This window comes from uncultured Sphingomonas sp. (genome assembly GCF_913776855.1).
In the GTDB taxonomy this organism is placed as follows: domain Bacteria; phylum Pseudomonadota; class Alphaproteobacteria; order Sphingomonadales; family Sphingomonadaceae; genus Sphingomonas.
Map to the genome: position 1 here is coordinate 1 of NZ_CAJYQD010000049.1, position 18,271 is coordinate 18,271.

Below are 18,271 nucleotides of genomic sequence, written 5' to 3' on the forward strand. Positions count from 1 at the left end.
AGGCCCGGCCGGATCGAATCGAGCTGATCGGCGCAGTCAGAGAACAGCTTTGGCCACACCGCCACACCCATCGAATTGGCACGGGTCGGTGCGAAATCGGCCAGGCTGCGATGTAGTGCGCCCAGCGCCGCGCCCGCCGCATGGGCCTGTGCGGCGGTCGGATGGCTGACCGACACGCCTGACAGGAATTCGATCAGGCAGGCGGGGCGACCCTCCAGCGTCTGGATCACCTGTCCCGCCCGGTCGGGCAGCGCGCGCGGCACCGGGTTGCCGGCATCGGCCAACGCATCGGTCATCGCGAAGAAGAACGGTAGGTCGGCGAGGTCGACCCGCTTTTCATACAGCGTCAGGATGAAGCGCCCGGTGGTCGTGTCGACCAGATAGTTGCTGTTCTCGACCCCCTCGGCGATCCCCTTGGCCGATACCAGCTCGCCATGGTCGTAAGCAGACAGGAAGCGCGCGAGCGCCTCTGCCGACACCTGCGTATAGACGGCCATCAGGCGGCTTCGAGGCCGCGCGGCAGCTTGAACGCGATCGTCTCGCGCGTCATCTCGACCTCGCGTTCGGTCACGTCGAAGCGGGTGGCGATGCGGTCGACCAGTTCGCGCACCAGCACTTCGGGCGCCGACGCACCGGCGGTGATGCCGAGCGTGCCGACCCCCTCCAGCCATGTGAAGTCGAGTTCGGCGGCGCGCTGGATCAGCCTGGCCGAGGTGCCTTCGCGTTCCGCCACCTCGACCAGCCGTACCGAATTGGACGAATTGGGCGCACCGATCACCAGCATCATGTCGCAGCTCTGCGCGATCGCCTTCACCGCATTCTGCCGGTTGGAGGTGGCATAGCAGATGTCGTCGGCCTTGGGCGCGACGATGGTCGGGAAGCGGGCGATCGTCGCCTCGACGATGGCGCGGGTGTCGTCGACCGACAGCGTGGTCTGCGTCAGGAAGGCGAGGTTGTCGGGATCGACGGGAGCAAGCTTCGCGACATCCTCGACCGTTTCGATCAGGGTCATCTGCCCCTCGGGCACCTGCCCGAAGGTGCCGATGACTTCGGGATGGCCGGCATGGCCGACGAACAGGATATGGCGGCCCGATGCGACCAGCCGTTCGGCCTGGCGGTGGACCTTCGACACCAGCGGGCAGGTTGCGTCGAGATATTCGAGGCCCCGCTCGGTCGCCGCCGCCGGCACCGACTTGGGCACGCCATGCGCCGAGAACACGACCGGCACGCCGTCGGGCACCTGGTCCAGCTCCTCGACGAAGATCGCGCCCTTCGCCCGAAGCGAATCGACCACGAACTTGTTATGGACGATTTCGTGGCGGACATAGACCGGCGCGCCGTGCTTCTGGATCGCCAACTCGACGATCTGGATCGCGCGATCGACCCCGGCGCAAAAGCCGCGCGGGGCGGCGATGAGCAATTCGATGGCGGGGCGCTGGGTGTCGGTCATGGCCCCAGCGCTTACAGCTTGTTGGAGGACACGCCAAGTGAAGCCGGTCCACGCGACCGCAAACACGCGATTGCTTGCGCGCGCGCAGGCCGGTTCCTATGAAGCATCGCTATTCAGGAGGCGCGGCATCGCCGCACCCGTGCATAAGGTACAGATTTCCGTGACCCTCCGCAAAACCGTCGCCGTCGCCACTATCGCCCTTGTCGCGCTGTCAGGGTGCAAGCGCACCGGCGAGCTGGACGTGACGCAGGGCGTCGGCATCTCGGCGGTGCGCTCGGCCTGTCCGGTGGCGGGCGTGCCGGCCGGCACCGGCGATATCACGCTGTTCGACCCGGCCGGCAGCACCGATGCGAAGGCGATCGACGTGGTGGCCACGCTGACCAACGTCCGCGCGAACTGTGTCGAGGGAACGGATACGATTAACAGCACCGTCAGCTTCGACGTGCAGGCCCGCCGCAACCGCACGGATGCCGCGCGCACGGTGACGCTGCCCTATTTCGTGTCGGTCGTGCGCGGGGGCACGCAGGTCGTATCGAAGCGCGTGGGGCAGATCACGCTGAACTTCGCGGCGGGCGAAGCGCGCGCATCGGCGCAGGGGCAGGGGACCGCTGTCGTCGACCGCGCCGCCGCGACGCTGCCGCAGGAGACCCGCGACCAGATCAACCGCCGCCGCAAGCCTGGGGACCAGGACGCGGCGATCGACCCGCTGTCGGACCCGGCGGTGCGTCAGGCGGTGCTGGCCGCGACGTTCGAGGCGCTGGTGGGCTTCCAGCTGACCGATGCGCAGCTGCGGTACAACGTCACGCGTTGAGGTTGGCAGGGAACGTAGGCCCATTGGTCAGGCCCGCGAAGGCGGGAATCCATAGTCGCTGCCGTTTGAACAAGAGTCACTGCCGTTGCGTGTATGGATTCCCGCCTTCGCGGGAATGACGAGGGGTTCTACCGTCCGCGCATACCCCGCTTTCCCGATTGACTAATCCCGACGCCCGAGCCAGAGCTTCGGCCATCACAGGCTTGCAGCCGACGCCATGCGCGGGAGAGTGCGGAACATGTCCGCCGCCGAAGGAGCAACCGCCCCGGAATCTCTCAGGCAACAGGGACCGCGCAGGGCATAAAGATACTCTGGAAAGCGTCGCGGCCGAAACGGTCGGACCACCGAAGGGGTAAGCAAGGGCGCAACCGCCCTCGCGAAAGCTCTCAGGTACCGTGACAGAGGGGGCGATGGTGGCCAGGCGCAGTGCGTCCGGGCGTCCGTCGACTGCCCCTAACACGAAGGACGTGGCCCATGAGCGATATTGCCCCCGAACCCGCCCACGAACTGCGCGCCGACGGCACCGATCCGGTCGAGGAACTGCCGCCGCAGCTGCTGCCGCTCGATGGCTGGCACCGCGCACGGGGCGGCCGCATGGTCCCGTTCGCGGGCTATACGATGCCGGTCCAGTATGAAGGCATCATGGCCGAGCATCTGTGGACGCGCGAGAACGCCGGGCTGTTCGACGTCAGCCATATGGGCCAGCTGCTGATCCATGGGCCGGACGCAACCGCCGCGCTGGAGGCACTGCTGCCGGGCGATCTGCGCATCCTGAAGCCGACGAAGATCCGCTATTCGCTGCTGCTGGACGAACAGGGCGGCATTCTCGACGACCTGATGGTCACGCGGCTGAATGCGGCGGAGCCGGGCGTCCCGTTTCCGATGGATGGCGAACCGGGCGAAGACGCCTTCTACATGGTCGTCAACGGCGCGACCAAATATGACGATATCGGCCATCTGCGCGAGCATCTGGCCGACGAGATAACGCTCAACCACCTCGACGACCGCGCGCTGCTGGCGGTGCAGGGGCCGAAGGCGGTCGATGCGCTCAACCGCATCCTGCCGGGCGTCGCCGCGCTGACCTTCATGACCGCCGGCAGCTTCGACTGGAACGGCCATGCCCTGTGGGTCAGCCGTTCGGGCTATACCGGCGAGGACGGCTATGAGATTTCGCTGCCCGAGGACGCCGCCACCGGTTTCGCCGACGCGATCTGTGCCGAACCGGAAGTGAAGCCGATCGGCCTCGGCGCGCGCGACTCGCTGCGCCTCGAAGCCGGGTTGCCGCTCTATGGCCATGACCTCAGCCCCGACACCACGCCGGTCGCCGCCGATCTCGGCTTCGCGCTGTCGAAGCGTCGTCGCGAGGAAGGTGGCTTCCCCGGTGCCGAGCGTATCCTCGCCGAACGCGCCGCCGGTCCCGCCCTCAAGCGGATCGGCATGATCGTCGAAGGCCGCCAGCCGGTGCGCGAAGGTGCCGAAGTGGTCGATGCCGATGGCAATGTCGTCGGCCACGTCACCTCGGGCGGGTTCGCGCCAAGCGTCCAGGCGCCGATCGCCATGGCCTATTGCCCGCCGGCGCTGGCGGAAGGCGGGTCGCTGACCCTGCGCCAGCGCGGCAAGCTGCACACGGCGCGGGTCGTGCCCATGCCGTTCGTCCCCCATCGTTACGTCCGTTAAGAGGGAGTTGCCCCGATGAGCCGTTTTTTCACGCAGGAACACGAGTGGATCGAAGTCGACGGTGAAGTCGCGACGGTCGGCATCACCGAATATGCCGCCGGGCAGCTGGGCGACATCGTGTTCGTCGACGTCCCCGCCGATGGCCGCGAACTGACCAAGGGCGACGACGCCGCTGTGGTCGAATCGGTCAAGGCCGCCTCCGACGTCTACACCCCGGCATCGGGTACGGTGATCGAGGGGAACGCGGCGCTGGCCGACAACCCTGCGCTGGTCAACGAAGACCCCGAAGGCGATGGCTGGTTCTTCAAGCTGACGCTGCGCGACGACAGCGAGCTGGGCGAGCTGATGGATGAAGAGAAGTACGCCGCGTATATCGCGCGGCTGTAAGCGAACCCGTCTGTCCCGCGGCCTGCGTCATCCCGGCGTAGGCCGGGATCCATGGTCACGGGCCGGCGCGTTCTGAATCGATGACGCCCGTATCCGTGGATTCCGGCTTGTCGCTGGAATGACGAATGAGGCCGCCCCGAAGCGGACCAACAAGGACCATCATGCGCTATCTTCCCCTGACCCCGACCGACCGCGCGGACATGCTGTCCGTGATCGGTGCCGACAGCATCGACGACCTGTTCGTCGACGTTCCCGAATCCGCTCGGCTCGACGGGCCGGTGCCCGGCCTGCCGAACCATGCCAGCGAGCTGGCGGTGGAGCGGCACCTGTCGGCATTGGCGGCGAAGAATGTCGCGGCGGGGTCGGTGCCGTTCTTCCTCGGCTGTGGTGCGTATCGCCACCATGTGCCGGCAAGCGTCGATCACCTGATCCAGCGCGGCGAGTATCTGACGGCCTACACGCCCTATCAGCCCGAAATCGCGCAGGGCACGCTGCAGATGCTGTTCGAGTTCCAGAGCCAGGTCGCCCGGCTGCTGGGCTGCGACGTGGCGAACGCATCGATGTACGACGGCTCGACCGCCTGCTGGGAAGCAGTGACCATGGCGCGGCGCGTGACGCGCAAGGCGAAGGCGGTGTTTTCGGGCGGCGTGCATCCGCATTATGTCTCGGTCGCGAAGACCATGGCGAAGTACACCGGCGACGTGCTGACCACGGCGCTGCCGGTGCTGGACGCCGCGACCGACGATGATGCGGTGATCGCCGGGATCGATGCCGACACGTCGTGCGTGGTCGTGCAGTACCCGGACATTCTCGGCCGCATCCCCGACCTGCGGCGTATCGCCGATGCGGCCCATGCCGCAAAGGCGCTGCTGATCGCGGTGGTGACCGAACCGGTGGCGCTGGGCGCGATCGAGGCGCCGGGCAATCTCGGCGCGGACATCGTGGTCGGCGAAGGCCAGTCGCTCGGCGTCGGGCTGCAGTTCGGCGGTCCCTATGTCGGGCTGTTCGCCTGCTCGGAAAAGCTGGTGCGGCAGATGCCGGGGCGGCTGTGCGGCGAGACGGTCGATGCCGAGGGCAAGCGCGGCTTCGTCCTCACCCTCTCGACCCGCGAACAGCATATCCGCCGCGAAAAGGCGACGTCGAACATCTGCACCAATTCGGGGCTGTGCGCGCTCGCCTTCTCGATCCACCTGACGCTGCTCGGCGAGAAGGGGCTGCGCAAGCTGGCCGAGGTCAACCATGCCAAGGCGTGTGCCGCCGCCGATCGTCTGGCCCAGGTGCCCGGCGTCGCGCTGGTCAACGAGACGTTCTTCAACGAATTCACGCTGAAGCTGCCGACCGAGGCGCGGCCGGTGGTGCGCGAACTGGCGGAGCGCGGCGTGCTGGCGGGCGTGTCGCTGGGGCGGCTCTATCCGGATGATAATGCGCTCGGCAACGGGCTGGTCGTGGCGGTCACCGAAACCGTCACCGAGGAAGATATCGAGGCGCTGGCGACGGCGCTCACGGAGGTACTAGCATGAGCGTGAACCAGAGCGGCTGGCGTCCCGAAATGGGCGATGCTTCGCCGGCGGCACAGGCGACCTTCACCGGCAATCGCGCGCTGATGCTCGAAGAGGCGCTGATTTTCGAGATCGGGTCGGGCGAGACCACCGGCGTCGATATCGACGACGCGCCGAAAACCACCTCGCGTCTGGGCAACCATGCCCGCAAGGGCGCGATCGGCCTGCCCGGCCTGTCGGAACCGGAGGCGGTGCGCCACTATACCCGCCTGTCGCGGCAGAACTATGCGATCGACCTCGGGCTGTTCCCGCTAGGCAGCTGCACGATGAAGCACAATCCGCGCCTCAATGAGCGGATGGCACGCCTGCCGGGCTTTGCCGATCTCCACCCGCTGGGGCCGATCGACACGGTGCAGGGCGCGCTGGAGCTGATCCATCAGCTGGCGCACTGGCTGGTCACGCTGACCAACATGGATTCGGTTGCGATGTCGCCCAAGGCCGGCGCGCATGGCGAGCTGTGCGGCATCCTTGCGATCAAGGCGGCGCTGGAAAAGCGTGGCGAGGGCCATCGCAAGGTGATCCTGGTCCCGGAATCGGCGCACGGCACCAACCCGGCGACGGCGGCGTTCGCCGGCTTCACCGTGAAGGCGATTCCCGCCACCGCCGAAGGCCGTATCGATACGCAGGCGCTGAAGGACCGGCTGGGTCCTGACGTCGCGGGCGTGATGATTACCAACCCGAACACCTGCGGCCTGTTCGAGCGCGACCTGAAGGAAATTTCCGACGCGGTGCACGCGGCGGGCGGCTATGTCTATTGCGATGGCGCGAACTTCAACGCGATCGTCGGTCGGGTACGGCCGGGCGACCTCGGCGTCGATGCGATGCACATCAACCTGCACAAGACCTTCTCCACCCCGCATGGCGGCGGCGGTCCGGGGTCGGGTCCGGTAGTGTTCTCGAAGGCGCTGACCCCCTTCGCCCCGCTGCCCTTCGTCGAGAAGCAGGACGGCCGCTTCGTACTGGTCGAGGAGGAAACCGCGGGCGAGCATCACGCCGACAGCTTCGGGCGGATGGTCGCCTTCCATGGCCAGATGGGCATGTTCACCCGCGCGCTGAGCTATATCCTCAGCCACGGTGCAGACGGCCTGAAGCAGGTGGCGGAGGATGCCGTCCTCAACGCCAACTATGTCCTGCGCAGCCTCGACGACACGCTCGACGCGCCGTTCGGTGACAGCGGGCCGTGTATGCACGAGGCATTGTTCAGCGATTCGAACCTGGCCGAAGGCTTCTCGACGCTGGACGTGGCCAAGGGGCTTATCGACGAGGGCTATCACCCGATGACGGTGTATTTCCCGCTGGTCGTCCACGGCGCGATGCTGGTCGAACCGACCGAGACCGAGAGTAAGGCCGCGCTCGACCAGTTTATCGGCGCGCTGAAGTCGGTCGGCGAACGTGCCAAGGCCGGCGATCAGGCGCTGAAGTCCGCACCGCACTTCGCGCCGCGTCGTCGCCTCGATGAGACACTTGCCGCGCGCAAGCCGGTGCTGGCGTGGAAGGACAGCGTGGCGCCGGTGGCCGAAGCCGCCGAATGAGGCCCGCCGCCCCGCCCGGTCGCCGGGCGGGGCGCGGTGTCACGTCGGTGCCCGGCGCAGGTGTGGTGTGGCGCTTCGCCGGTCGCGCCACGCATCGCCCGCCTGTCCGACGGCCATCGCTAGCAGCATCATCGCTGCCAGCGCGGCCAACTGTGCGATGTCGGCATTGATGCCCGCCGCCTGTAGCCGTGCGATGATCGCATAGCCGATCCCGGCATGGACGAGGTAGAGCGGGTAGGAAATCCCGCCCAGCCACAGCAGCAACGGATGGCGGAGACCGCGGACCCGGCCCATCGCGATGCCGAAGAACAGCGCCATCATCCCGACCACCAGCAGCGTGGCGTGCAACCCGGCGGTGAACGCCTGCACACCCAGGATCGCAGCCGCCAGCAACCGCTGATCCTGCCAGCGCGCGGTGCCGCGCCAGACGGGATAGGCGATCAGCCCGACCGAGAACCAGGCGGCATGATCGGTAAGCAGCACGAACTGCACCCATGCCGGCGTCGGCAACAGCCAGCAGACCAGCCGGACGGCCAGCCAGGCGAGGACGAGCCGATCGATCGACCGCAACGCACCGATCCGCCATGCCAGCGCGATCAGGGTATAGAAGATGACCTCCACGTTCAGCGTCCAATAGACGCCATCGACCATCGGCACACCGGTCAGCTTCTGCATCAGTGGCAGGTTCGCCAGCCATTCCATCGGGCTGACGGCCAGCCGCGCCGGCCCGAATAGCCAGGCGACGATGCCGGTCAGCGCCATCGCCAGCCAATATTCGGGCAGCAACCGCCGCGCCCGCGCCCGCGCAAAGGCAAGCAGCGTCGGCGTCCGATCCAGCGTCGCCAGCATCGCAAAGGCGGAGATGGCGAAGAACAGCTTCACCCCGTCATCGCCCCAGCGCACCTGCAACGCGGGCAGCGTGGCGCCCGGCACCATGAACTGGATGAAGTAGCTGTAATGGTAGAACACGACCGCAAGCGCCGCCAGCCCGCGCAGGGCGTCGAGTTCGCACAGCCGGTTGGCGGGGGGCGGGCAGGGATCGGTTCGAACCATGTGCCGACGATGCGCCGAAACGGGTCAAAACGGCGTTAATGCTCGCGTGAGGGGCGGAAGGGGACGCTTGGTTGTCGAAACGGCGCGCCATGACGATGCCGGCTCGGGCGGAACCTTGTCGGATGCGACCGGTTGCCATCGGTACATGGCCGAAACATCCCCTCCGCCCGACGCCGCGACCGAAGAGGAGCGCAAGGTCGCGCTCGACCCCGAACAGGAAGAGGTGGTCGACGATCGTCGCGCCGCTTCCGCGCTGATCGTGCATGAAGTCGTCCGGCGACAGGGGATCGAAGAACTGGAACGTCCCGCCGCATCGCTGATGTGGTCGGGGGTGACGGCCGGAATTGCGATCGGTCTGTCGCTGCTGGGCAAGGCCGTGATGGAAACAGCCGTACCCGAAGGGGCATGGACGCCGTTGCTGCAGGCGCTGGGCTATGCGCTGGGCTTTGTCGTGGTGATCCTCGGCCGGATGCAGTTGTTTACCGAAAGCACGCTTTCGGCGGTCCTGCCGCTGGCGACCGATCCGTCGGGGCGCAACCTGACCCGGACCCTGCGGCTATGGGGCGTCGTTCTGGTCGCGAACCTGATCGGCACGTTCGCCTTTGCCGGGTTCGCGATGCTGGGCGGACTGGGCGCGGAGCAGGCCGCCGAACTGGTGGAGATCAGCGGCGTCGTGCTGCATCATACCGGCATGGACGGCTTTCTGGCCGGCATCCCGTCGGGCTTGCTGCTCGCCAGCGTGGTGTGGACCCTGCCGAGCGTCGAGGGGCAGAAGGTCACGCTGATCGTGCTGCTGACCGGGCTGATCGATCTTGGCGGGTTCGCGCACGTCGTGGCCGGGTCGGCGGAGATGTGGGTGTTGCTGCTGCACGGCGACATGGGCGCGGGGCAGGCGGTGTCGTTCTTCTTCCCCGTGTTGCTGGGCAATATCGCGGGCGGCAGCGCGTTGTTCGCTTTGCTCGCCCATGCCCAGGTTCGCGAGGAGATTGCGGAGGGCTGACCCGCTCAGTCCTCCTCGACCATCGCGCGGACCTTCTGCCGGCCAAGGCGATGTTCGCGCCACACGATGAATAACCCGCTGGCGATGATGATCGGCGCGCCGGCCCAGGTCATCGGCGTCGGCAGCACGCCGAACAGCAACCAGCCATAGATCGTCGCCCACAGCAGCCCCGAATAGTCCATCGGCACCACCACCGCGACCGGTGCCGCGCGCGATGCGGCGGTCAGCGCGATCTGGCCCATGCCGCCGACCATGCCGATCGCGATCAGGTTGACCCAGGTCAGCCAGTCATGCGCGCGCACGTCGAAGGCATAGGCGGTGGCGATGAACGGCAGCGTCAGCGTGGAGAACCAGAATACGGTCGTCCCCGCCGGTTCCTCGCGCAGCTGGCGCAGCGCAATCGCGACCAGCGCGACGAACAGCGCCGCCATCAATCCGACGAACGCGCCGAAAAGCGGAACGTGCGAACTGCCCGGCTGTGCGACGATCAGCACGCCGACGAACCCGACCAGCACCGCGCTCCACCGCTGCCACCCCGTGCGTTCGCGCAGGACCAATGCCCCCAGCAGCGTCGCAAAGATCGGCACGGTGAACTGGAACGTCGTCGCCTCCGCCAGCGGCAGCAGCAGCACCGCACCGAAGGTAAAGACCATGCCGACCAGTCCGATCATCGACCGGGTCAGATGCCCCCGGAACCGCGTGGTGCGCAGCGATCGCAGCCCCGGCCCGGCCGCGACGAAGCCCAGCACGATCGGCAACGCGCAGAGCTGGCGATAGAACATCGTTTCAGGCAGCGACGCCCCCCGCGTCTCCGCCAGCTTCACCAGCGCCGACATGGTGGACAGGAAGAAGATCGCGAGCAGGCGGAGCGCCAACCCTGTGAGGATACGGTCGCCGGGCATGGCGACGCTGTAGAGCGCGGTGCTGCGACGCACAACCGGTCGATCGACATCGGACAGGATTGCGGAAGCGTATCGACGGGACCTTTCCGCGCAAAGCGTGGTTCCCTCCGTCGGGAAGGGATGGTTTGAAGGAGACGGCCGCATGGACAAGCGTACGGGATATGTCGTGGCAGGCGCATTTGGCCTGGTCGCGCTGGGCGGTGCGGTAGCCGCCGGCTTTGCGCAGCAGGCGGTCGACGCCCGCACGCCCGAACGGACGGCGTTCGGCAAGTCGATTTCGGACCGTCAGGCACTGGAGCGCCGACGCGGGCGGATGGCCGAGGTGGCGATCGCGGGGACGACCGCGCAATAGCGCTTGCGTCGCGGCGATCGGCGACGTCGCTGGATCATTGCGGCGGGCGCGGGTTTCCGGCTATCGCGCAGCCATGAAGCACGCTCTCAACGTCACGCGCGAACAGGATTTCGCCGCCTGGTATCAAGCCGTCATTACCGAGGCCGATCTGGCCGAGGAGTCCGGGGTACGCGGGTGCATGGTCATCCGCCCTTGGGGCTATGGCATCTGGGAGCGTATCCAGCGCCTGCTCGACGACCGGATCAAGGCGACAGGGCATGAGAATTGCTATTTCCCGCTCTTCATCCCGCTCAGCTATTTCGAGAAGGAAGCCGAGCATGTCGACGGCTTTGCCAAGGAAATGGCGGTCGTCACCCACCACCGGCTGGTGGCAGACGGCAAGGGTGGGCTGACCCCCGATCCCGAAGCGAAGCTGGAAGAGCCTTTGGTCGTGCGGCCGACCAGCGAGACGGTGATCGGCACCGCCTTTTCCCGCTGGGTGCAGTCGTGGCGCGACCTGCCGGTGCTGATTAACCAGTGGGCGAATGTGGTGCGCTGGGAAATGCGCACCCGCATGTTCCTGCGCACCGCCGAGTTCCTGTGGCAGGAAGGGCATACCGCCCACGCCACGGCGGAAGAAGCGCGGGACGAGACGCTCAAGATGCTCGAAGTCTATCGCGAGTTCGCCGAGACATGTCTCGGCCTGCACGTGATCGCAGGCGAGAAGCCGGAGAACGAGCGCTTCCCCGGCGCGGTCGCAACCTACAGCATCGAAGCGATGATGCAGGATGGCAAGGCGCTGCAGGCGGGCACCTCGCACTTCCTCGGCACCAACTTTGCCCATGCGCAGAACATCCGGTTCCAGAATGCCGAGGGGCAGTTCGAACACGCCAACACGACAAGCTGGGGCGTGTCGACGCGGATGATCGGCGGAGTCATCATGGTCCATGGCGACGATGACGGCCTGCGCGTGCCGCCGGCGATCGCGCCGTGGCAGGTCGTGATCGTGCCGATGCTGCGCGACGCGCCCGAGGACGAGCCGCTGATCGCCTATTGCCGCGAATTGCAGGCGGCACTGGCGAAGCAGTCGGCGCTCGGCGAACCGGTCCGCGCACTGCTCGACCTGAAGCCTGCCAAGGCCGCCACCAAGCGGTGGGGCTGGGTCAAGAAGGGTGCGCCCGTCATCATCGAGGTCGGCGGGCGCGACATGGCCGGGGGCAATGTCTCGATCGTCCGCCGCGACCGGCTCTACCGCGCCGATGGCAAGCTCGACAGCGCGATCGTGGCGAAGGACGATTTCGTAGGACAGGTGGGCGCGACGCTGGCCGACATCCAGGCGACGTTGCTGGCGCAGTCGACCGAAAAGCTGCGTGCGGCCATCGTGCCGGTCGACGACTGGGCCGGCGTCGAGGCGCATTTTGCATCGGGCGTGAAGAATCCCGGCTGGGTCGATGTCCGCTGGTCGAAGCCGACCGGCGACGCGCTGGAGGCGGTGGTGCAGCGGCTGAAGGGGCTGAAACTGACCATCCGCAACGCGCCGCTGGGCCAGACCGGGTGCGACGACGGCCCATGCGTGTTCACCGGGGAGCCGGCGGTCGAGCGGGTGCTGATCGGGCGGGCGTATTGAGGCTTGATCGTCACCCCGGAATTGATCCGGGGTGACGAACGGCGGGCGCGCACTCCATCACTGAGCGGCGAACACCGGATGACCCGTATTCCCGCGAAGGTGGGGATCCAGAGCCACGAACGCCACCGCTTGCAGCGCTGGCCCTCCGCCTGCGCGGTGATACCCGCAAGCCAGGCGATACCGCATCATGGCGAAGCCGTACCCCGGCCTCCGCCGGGGTACGGTTCGAGTGGGAAGTATTCCGACCCGCCTCAGTCCTTCAACGACCCCGGCACCTGCCCGCCGGCCTTGCCCAGTTCCTGCAACACGGCGCGGTGCAGCCAGATGTTCATCTCGGCGCTGCCGTCCTTCGCACCGGTATAGCCCAGTTCGGTCGCCAGCTCCTTGCGGTTGTCGAGGCTGGAATCCAGATCGAGCAGCTTCATCAGGTCGACGATCGAGGTGCGCCAGTTGAGCGGCGGATTGCCCTTCTGCTGGGCGATGCGCTCGATCGCGGTCATGGGGTCGACCGGCTGCGGCGCGGCAGGGGCGGCCGGTGCCGCCGGGGCGGGCGCCGGGGCGGCCGGGGCCGGGGCATGCTGCGTCGGGGCAGGCGCAGGCGTCGGCTGCGGGGCGGGGGCGTCCTTCTTCTGTCCGAAGTAATTGTCGCCGAACGGGCCGCCGTCCTTACCGAAAATCTGCGTCTTGATGCGTTCGAAAATGCCCATGATCGTCTCCGTTCGAAAGGGATTGCCGCTCCTAACGGGCGGAAACGGGTTCGGCTCCCTGACGATACGCCATTGGTCTGACGGGCAGGGCACTCTATGTCATGGCCGATGGTACGCACCAAAACGCCGCCCGGCCTGCCCACGCGTGAGCAGATTCTCGACTTTATCCAGACGTCGGACACCCCGGCGGGCAAGCGCGAGATCGCCCGCGCCTTCGGGCTGTCGGCGCAGCAGAAGATTTCGTTGAAGGCGCTGCTGAAGGACATGGCCGACGAAGGGCTGATCGACAGCGCGCCGGGCCGCGCCTTTCACAAGATGGGCGGATTGCCCAAGGTGACGGTGCTGCGCGTCGCCGATGTCGATGACGGCGGCAATGTCTGGGCGGTGCCCGAACGCTGGGAAGCGGAGACGCCGCCGCCCCGCGTGCGGGTGCGCGAACGCGGACGGCGCAGTGCGCTGGGCATCGGCGATCGTATCCTCGCGCGCACCGAAGAGGCGGGCGCCGGCTGGGCCGCGTACCCAATGAAGAAGCTCGACCGCGCGGCCGAAGCGGTGCTGGGTGTGCTGCGGGCCGAGGGCGACAAGCTTTGGCTGCAAGGCGTCGACAAGAAGGAGCGCCGCGAGGTGCCGGTGTCCGACGCCGGCGGGGCAGCACCGGGCGACCTCGTGCTGGCGGCGATGGCCGGTCGCCCGCCGCGCATTACCGCGCGGGTGGTCGAACGGCTGGGCGACCCGTTCGAGGCGCGCAGCTTCTCGCTGATCGCGATCCACAAGCACGGCATTCCCGACGTGTTTTCGGAAGAGGTGCTGGCCGAGGCGCGCAAGGTCGCCGCCTACCCGGTCAAGGATCGCGAGGACCTGCGCCACCTGCCGATCGTCGCGATCGACCCGATCGACGCGCGCGACCATGACGATGCGGTATGGGCCAAGGCTGACGATAGCGCCGACAATGACGGCGGGTGGCAGGCGATCGTCGCCATTGCCGACGTGTCCTTCTATGTCCGTCCCGGCTCCGACCTCGACAAGTCGGCGCGGTCGCGCGGCAACAGCGTCTATTTCCCCGACCGGGTGGTGCCGATGCTGCCCGAGATCCTGTCGGCGGACGTGTGTTCGTTGAAGGCCGGGCAGGACCGCGCCGCGCTGGTCTGTCACCTGACCATCGCGAAGGACGGCACGCTCAAGGCGTGGCGCTTCACCCGCGCGGTAATCCGTGTCGCGGCGAACATCGCCTATGAACATGCGCAGGCGGCGATCGATGGCGTGGAGGGCGCGCCGGTTCCGGCCGAACTGGTCGACCATGCGCTGAAGCCCCTGTGGCAATGCTGGGCGGCGCTGGCGAAGGCGCGGGCGAAGCGCGAGCCGCTCGACCTCGACCTGCCCGAACGGCGGATCGTGCTGGACGACAAGGGCCGCATCCTGTCGGTCGCCCCGCGCGAGCGGCTGGATTCGATGCGGCTGATCGAGGACTACATGATCGCCGCCAACGTCGCGGCGGCCAAGGCGCTGGAGGCGAAGAAGGCGCCGGTCATGTACCGCGTCCACGAACCGCCGACGCGCGAGAAGCTGGTGGCGCTGAAAGACTATCTCGAAACCTTCGACGTGCCGTTCGCGCTGGGGCAGGTCGTCCGCCCGGCGACCTTCAACCACATCCTCGAGAGGATCGGCGAGGCCGATTTCCGTCCGCAGGTGATGGAGCAGATTCTCCGGACCCAGACGCAGGCCTTTTACGGCCCGCAGAATCATGGCCATTTCGGGCTGGGTCTGGGCAGCTATGCCCATTTCACCTCGCCGATCCGCCGCTATGCCGACCTGATCGTCCACCGCTCGCTGGTCGGCAGCTACGGCCTGGGCGAAGGCGCGCTGCCCGCCGACGATGCGGCGAACATGGAACGGGTGGGCGAGGCGATCAGCGGCCTCGAACGCCGCGCGATGGAGGCGGAGCGGGAGACCGTCGACCGCTATGTCGCCGCCTATCTCGCCGAACATGTCGGCACGGTGATGGAGGCGCGGATCACCGGCGTCGCCAGCTTCGGTTTCTTCGCCACGGTCGAGGGGGTGGGCGGCGACGGCCTCGTCCCCGCGCGCGACCTGGGCACCGAATATTTCCGCTTCGACGAAAGCTCGCAGTCGCTGATCGGTGACCAGAGCGGCGAGACGTTCGTCGCCGGACAGCGGCTGCAACTGCGCCTCGCGGAGGCGAACCCGGTGTCGGGGGCGCTGCGCTTCGAACTGCCCGATGGCAAGGGGTCGGCGGGGAGCAGTGGCGACCGGCGCAGGGGGCCGCCGCCGCGCGTGCTGAAACGCCGCGGCCGCCCGGCCAACATCCGGCATCAGGGCCGCAAACGATGAACGTGGCGGTGCAGGACGTGACCCCGCGCAACCGGCGCGGGCGGTTTCGTCGCTGGTGGCGGATCAACGTCATCGGATCGGTCGACCACGACGCGGTACTGCGGCAGGTCGCGGAGGAATCGGGCTGGTCGCCGCGCTATGGCCTGATGATCGTGCTGTCGATGGCGCTGTCGCTGCTGGGGCTGTTGATGCCGTCTGTCGCGGTGCTGATCGGGGCGATGCTGATCTCGCCGCTGATGATGCCGATCATCGGCCTGGGCTTCGGCATCGCGGTGCTCGACGTGCCCGACATCCGCAAGTCGCTGATCGCGCTGGCGATCGGGGCGGGGCTGGCGGTGGGGCTGTCCGCTGCGCTGGTCGCGCTGTCGCCGATCCAGACGATCACGACCGAGATTGCCGGGCGCACCCGTCCGACCCTGTTCGACCTGCTGGTCGCGTTCCTGTCGGCGATCGCGGGGGGCTATGCGCTGATCCGCGGGCGAGGGTCGACGGTGGTCGGCGTCGCCATCGCCATCGCGCTGATGCCGCCCTTGTGCGTCGTCGGCTTCGGCATCGCCACCCACAATGCCACTGTCGCGGGCGGGGCGTTGCTGCTGTTCTTCACCAACCTGATCACCATCGCGCTGACCGCCGCCGCAATGGCGCGCATTTATGGGTTCGGCCGGCACCTGACGCCGCGCAACACGACGTTTCAGGTGGTGCTGTTCGTCGGGGCGATGCTGGCGTTGTCGGTCCCGCTGGTCGCCGCGCTGCGCCAGATCGCGTTCGAATCGGTGGCGCAGCGGCAGGTGCGCAGTGCGATCCTGTCGCGCTTTCCCGATGAAGCCCGCCTCAGCCAGCTGGAGATTACGTACGACCGCAACGCCATGCGGGTGCGCGCGGTGGTGCTGACGCCGAAGTTCGACCGCCAGGCCGACGGCGCCCTTGCCGCGCAACTGGGCCAGCGGCTCGATCGGCGACTGGATCTGCATGTCGACCAGATCCGCAGTTCGGTGGACCAGCAGGCGACCGAGGCAGCGCAGATTGCCAAGGTCAACGAACGCCCCGGCGCCACGTTCGGCCCGGTGCGCGAACGGATCATGGCACAGGTCGCGCTGGTGACCGGTGCGGCGGTCGACACGATGCAGGTCGACGATGCCAGCCGGGGCGTCCGCGCGGTCGCCGCCGAACTGCCCGGCCTTCCGCCGCGCGGCTATCATGCGATCGAGGCGCGGGCGCGGGCCGCAGCACCGGGATGGCAGGTCGATGTGGTGCCCCCGGTCGCGGGCGACGCGCCGCCGCAGGTCGCCTATACAGGGGGCATCGCCGATGCCCGTGCGCTGGAGGATGCGGCATGGCTGTCGGCGCGGCTGGACCGTGAAATCGTGGTCGGCGGCGGGACGGCGGCGCAGCGCACCGCGCTGGTCGAGGGGATCGGCGCACGCGGCGGACGTGCGGTCGCCGGACCGGCGGCGGGGGCGCTGTCGCTGGCCTGGGCGCCGGTCGCGGCACCGCCAGCAGCACCCGCACGGACAGCGATTGTTTCGGAAAGAAAATGAACGCTGTAACCGGAGTGTAACGCCCGGTTAGCGGCTGCTTTACCCTCCGGCCCTAACGCTCGCGGCCGATGGTTCAGCATATCCGCCTCGATCCCGCCGTGATGGCCGATCACCTGACGATCGCGCAGGATGCGACCCTGACGCAGGTCGTCGACCGGTTTCGGCGGCATCACGACCTGCGCCTGCTGGCAGTCCTCGATCAGCGGCGGCAACCCGTGGGAGTGTTGCGCGAGGTCGATGTGCGCGAACTGCTGTTCAATCCGTTCGGCCATGCGCTGCTCCGCAACCCCAGCTTCGGCAGCGGCACGACACAGCTGATCCGCCCCGCCACCATCGCCGACCATGAAACGCCGCTCCCCGACCTGCTCGCGATGCATGGCGACAACGGCGTGGTGCTGGTGCAGCACGGGACGTTCTTCGCATTGCTCGACCCCATTCAGCTGCTGCGCATGGCGACCCGATGGCACGGCGATGCATCGGCGTTGGCACAGGCCCGGTCGCAACGGGTCCATACCGCCGCCAGTGCCTTCGAAGCGGGGATCAAGGCGCTGGCGATCGACATCGGCACCGCCTGCACCGCGATCGGGCGGGTCGCCGCCGAACTGGACCAGCGCGCCACCGCCACGCACGGCAGCGCCGCCTCGGTCGCCGCTGCCGCGCATCAGACGGCGGTGGGGATGGTCGATCTCGAACAGCGCGGCCGCGCGCTGGCGCTGTCGATCGAACGCATTACCCGCGACGCGGGCGAGGCGCACCGGTTGCGCGAACAGGCGAGCGCGGCGGTCGATCGTACCGGCGCGCAGGTCCGCTCGCTGTCCGACGTCGCCACCACGATCGAAGCGATGCTGGCGCTGATCCGGGGTTTGGCCAAGCAGACCAACCTGCTGGCGCTGAACGCGGGGATCGAGGCGGCACGCGCCGGGTCGGCCGGCACGGGCTTTGCGGTGGTCGCGGGCGAGGTGAAGTCGCTGGCGCGGCAGACGGAGGTCGCAGCGGGCGACATTGCCCGCCGGGTCGATGCGGTCCATGCGCTGCTGGGCGATGTCGACCAGGGCCAGCGCGCGGTGCAGAATGCGATCGCCGCCATCGGGCAGATCACCACGACGATCGGCACGGCGGTCGCCGCCGAACGGGAAACGACGCAGGCCATCGCCGTGCGGGTCGAGGAAACGCGCGGTGCCGGCGCGGACATCGACGCCCGCGCCGGGGCGATCGCGATGGCGGCGGACGGGATCGGCGACCGCGCAGGAATGCTTACGCGGATGGTCGACGGGCTGTCGACGCTCAGCCGGCAGCTGCAGGGCAGGGCAAGCGAACTGGTCGCTGCGGTTGCCTGACAGCCGCATGG

General features: G+C 67.9%; 16 protein-coding genes and 1 riboswitch. Of the genes, 11 read left to right on the plus strand and 5 right to left on the minus strand.

Annotated features, from left to right (window positions below):
- Positions 1-497, minus strand: a 497-nt coding sequence (locus tag QZ755_RS15155) for a phosphotransferase (protein ID WP_294324504.1), incomplete at its 3' end; no start/stop codon positions are given.
- Positions 497-1,450: a 4-hydroxy-3-methylbut-2-enyl diphosphate reductase gene (gene ispH, locus QZ755_RS15160; protein WP_294324506.1), complete on the minus strand. Its 954-nt coding sequence runs from the start codon at positions 1,448-1,450 to the stop codon at positions 497-499. The genes ispH and QZ755_RS15155, both read right to left, overlap by 1 nt.
- Before the next feature lie 160 nt (positions 1,451-1,610).
- Between ispH and QZ755_RS15165 the strand changes: the two genes are divergently transcribed.
- The 5 genes from QZ755_RS15165 to gcvPB all read left to right on the plus strand — a co-directional run bounded on the left by QZ755_RS15165 (position 1,611) and on the right by gcvPB (position 7,416).
- Complete coding sequence (locus QZ755_RS15165) at positions 1,611-2,261, plus strand: hypothetical protein (protein WP_294324508.1); 651 nt, start codon at positions 1,611-1,613, stop codon at positions 2,259-2,261.
- A 212-nt stretch (positions 2,262-2,473) separates the two neighbouring features.
- A riboswitch (glycine riboswitch) is annotated at positions 2,474-2,563 on the plus strand.
- A 172-nt stretch (positions 2,564-2,735) separates the two neighbouring features.
- Positions 2,736-3,938, plus strand: coding sequence for a glycine cleavage system aminomethyltransferase GcvT (gcvT, locus tag QZ755_RS15170; RefSeq protein WP_294324509.1), 1,203 nt, complete (start codon positions 2,736-2,738; stop codon positions 3,936-3,938).
- Positions 3,939-3,953: 15 nt separating this feature from the next.
- Positions 3,954-4,325 (plus strand): glycine cleavage system protein GcvH, encoded by a 372-nt coding sequence (gcvH, locus tag QZ755_RS15175; RefSeq protein WP_288411075.1) that lies wholly within the window; start codon positions 3,954-3,956, stop codon positions 4,323-4,325.
- 161 nt (positions 4,326-4,486) lie between these two features.
- Entirely contained in the window at positions 4,487-5,845 is a 1,359-nt protein-coding gene (gcvPA, locus tag QZ755_RS15180) for an aminomethyl-transferring glycine dehydrogenase subunit GcvPA (protein WP_294324513.1), read from the plus strand.
- Positions 5,842-7,416: an aminomethyl-transferring glycine dehydrogenase subunit GcvPB gene (gene gcvPB / locus QZ755_RS15185; protein WP_294324514.1), complete on the plus strand. Its 1,575-nt coding sequence runs from the start codon at positions 5,842-5,844 to the stop codon at positions 7,414-7,416. The genes gcvPA and gcvPB overlap by 4 nt, the downstream gene beginning before the upstream one ends.
- 39 nt (positions 7,417-7,455) lie before the next feature.
- Here gcvPB and QZ755_RS15190 read toward each other — a convergent pair whose 3' ends face one another.
- Entirely contained in the window at positions 7,456-8,469 is a 1,014-nt protein-coding gene (locus QZ755_RS15190; RefSeq protein ID WP_294324515.1) for an acyltransferase, read from the minus strand.
- A 145-nt stretch (positions 8,470-8,614) separates the two neighbouring features.
- Between QZ755_RS15190 and QZ755_RS15195 the strand changes: the two genes are divergently transcribed.
- The gene (locus QZ755_RS15195; protein ID WP_294324518.1) at positions 8,615-9,469 is read left to right on the plus strand and encodes a formate/nitrite transporter family protein; all 855 of its coding nucleotides are present in this window, start codon (positions 8,615-8,617) and stop codon (positions 9,467-9,469) included.
- Positions 9,470-9,474: 5 nt separating this feature from the next.
- Here the strand turns inward: QZ755_RS15195 and QZ755_RS15200 are convergent, their stop codons facing one another.
- Positions 9,475-10,371 (minus strand): DMT family transporter, encoded by an 897-nt coding sequence (locus QZ755_RS15200; RefSeq protein ID WP_294324574.1) that lies wholly within the window; start codon positions 10,369-10,371, stop codon positions 9,475-9,477.
- Between the two features lie 142 nt (positions 10,372-10,513).
- On the opposite strand from QZ755_RS15200, the gene QZ755_RS15205 reads away from it, so the two are divergent.
- On the plus strand, positions 10,514-10,723 hold the full coding sequence (locus tag QZ755_RS15205) for a hypothetical protein (protein WP_294324520.1): 210 nt from the start codon (positions 10,514-10,516) through the stop codon (positions 10,721-10,723).
- Positions 10,724-10,796: 73 nt separating this feature from the next.
- On the plus strand, positions 10,797-12,329 hold the full coding sequence (locus QZ755_RS15210) for an aminoacyl--tRNA ligase-related protein (protein ID WP_294324522.1): 1,533 nt from the start codon (positions 10,797-10,799) through the stop codon (positions 12,327-12,329).
- Between the two features lie 251 nt (positions 12,330-12,580).
- Here QZ755_RS15210 and QZ755_RS15215 read toward each other — a convergent pair whose 3' ends face one another.
- Positions 12,581-13,036 carry a DUF3597 domain-containing protein gene (locus tag QZ755_RS15215; RefSeq protein WP_294324523.1) on the minus strand — a complete coding sequence of 152 codons (456 nt, stop codon included), beginning with the start codon at positions 13,034-13,036 and terminating at the stop codon, positions 12,581-12,583.
- A 108-nt stretch (positions 13,037-13,144) separates the two neighbouring features.
- Here QZ755_RS15215 and QZ755_RS15220 point away from each other — a divergent pair, with 108 nt between their 5' ends.
- From QZ755_RS15220 to QZ755_RS15230, 3 genes are all read left to right on the plus strand, one after another.
- Positions 13,145-15,385, plus strand: a complete 2,241-nt coding sequence (locus tag QZ755_RS15220) for a VacB/RNase II family 3'-5' exoribonuclease (protein WP_294324525.1) — start codon at positions 13,145-13,147, stop codon at positions 15,383-15,385.
- Positions 15,382-16,923, plus strand: coding sequence for a DUF389 domain-containing protein (locus tag QZ755_RS15225; RefSeq protein ID WP_294324527.1), 1,542 nt, complete (start codon positions 15,382-15,384; stop codon positions 16,921-16,923). The genes QZ755_RS15220 and QZ755_RS15225 overlap by 4 nt, the downstream gene beginning before the upstream one ends.
- Before the next feature lie 68 nt (positions 16,924-16,991).
- A complete protein-coding gene (locus tag QZ755_RS15230; RefSeq protein WP_294324528.1) occupies positions 16,992-18,260 on the plus strand; it encodes a methyl-accepting chemotaxis protein in 1,269 nt (422 codons plus the stop codon).
- The last annotated feature ends 11 nt before the right edge of the window (positions 18,261-18,271 follow it).

Excerpts from the sequence above, each read along its gene's own strand:
- QZ755_RS15200 (WP_294324574.1), bottom strand. The coding sequence starts at position 10,371 with ATGCCCGGCGACCGTATCCTCACAGGGTTGGCGCTCCGCCTGCTCGCG.
- QZ755_RS15215 (WP_294324523.1), bottom strand. The coding sequence starts at position 13,036 with ATGGGCATTTTCGAACGCATCAAGACGCAGATTTTCGGTAAGGACGGC.
- QZ755_RS15195 (WP_294324518.1), top strand. The coding sequence starts at position 8,615 with ATGGCCGAAACATCCCCTCCGCCCGACGCCGCGACCGAAGAGGAGCGC.
- gcvH (WP_288411075.1), top strand. The coding sequence starts at position 3,954 with ATGAGCCGTTTTTTCACGCAGGAACACGAGTGGATCGAAGTCGACGGT.
- QZ755_RS15220 (WP_294324525.1), top strand. The coding sequence starts at position 13,145 with ATGGTACGCACCAAAACGCCGCCCGGCCTGCCCACGCGTGAGCAGATT.
- ispH (WP_294324506.1), bottom strand. The coding sequence starts at position 1,450 with ATGACCGACACCCAGCGCCCCGCCATCGAATTGCTCATCGCCGCCCCG.
- QZ755_RS15210 (WP_294324522.1), top strand. The coding sequence starts at position 10,797 with ATGAAGCACGCTCTCAACGTCACGCGCGAACAGGATTTCGCCGCCTGG.
- QZ755_RS15205 (WP_294324520.1), top strand. The coding sequence starts at position 10,514 with ATGGACAAGCGTACGGGATATGTCGTGGCAGGCGCATTTGGCCTGGTC.
- QZ755_RS15190 (WP_294324515.1), bottom strand. The coding sequence starts at position 8,469 with ATGGTTCGAACCGATCCCTGCCCGCCCCCCGCCAACCGGCTGTGCGAA.
- gcvT (WP_294324509.1), top strand. The coding sequence starts at position 2,736 with ATGAGCGATATTGCCCCCGAACCCGCCCACGAACTGCGCGCCGACGGC.
- QZ755_RS15230 (WP_294324528.1), top strand. The coding sequence starts at position 16,992 with ATGGTTCAGCATATCCGCCTCGATCCCGCCGTGATGGCCGATCACCTG.
- gcvPB (WP_294324514.1), top strand. The coding sequence starts at position 5,842 with ATGAGCGTGAACCAGAGCGGCTGGCGTCCCGAAATGGGCGATGCTTCG.
- gcvPA (WP_294324513.1), top strand. The coding sequence starts at position 4,487 with ATGCGCTATCTTCCCCTGACCCCGACCGACCGCGCGGACATGCTGTCC.
- QZ755_RS15225 (WP_294324527.1), top strand. The coding sequence starts at position 15,382 with ATGAACGTGGCGGTGCAGGACGTGACCCCGCGCAACCGGCGCGGGCGG.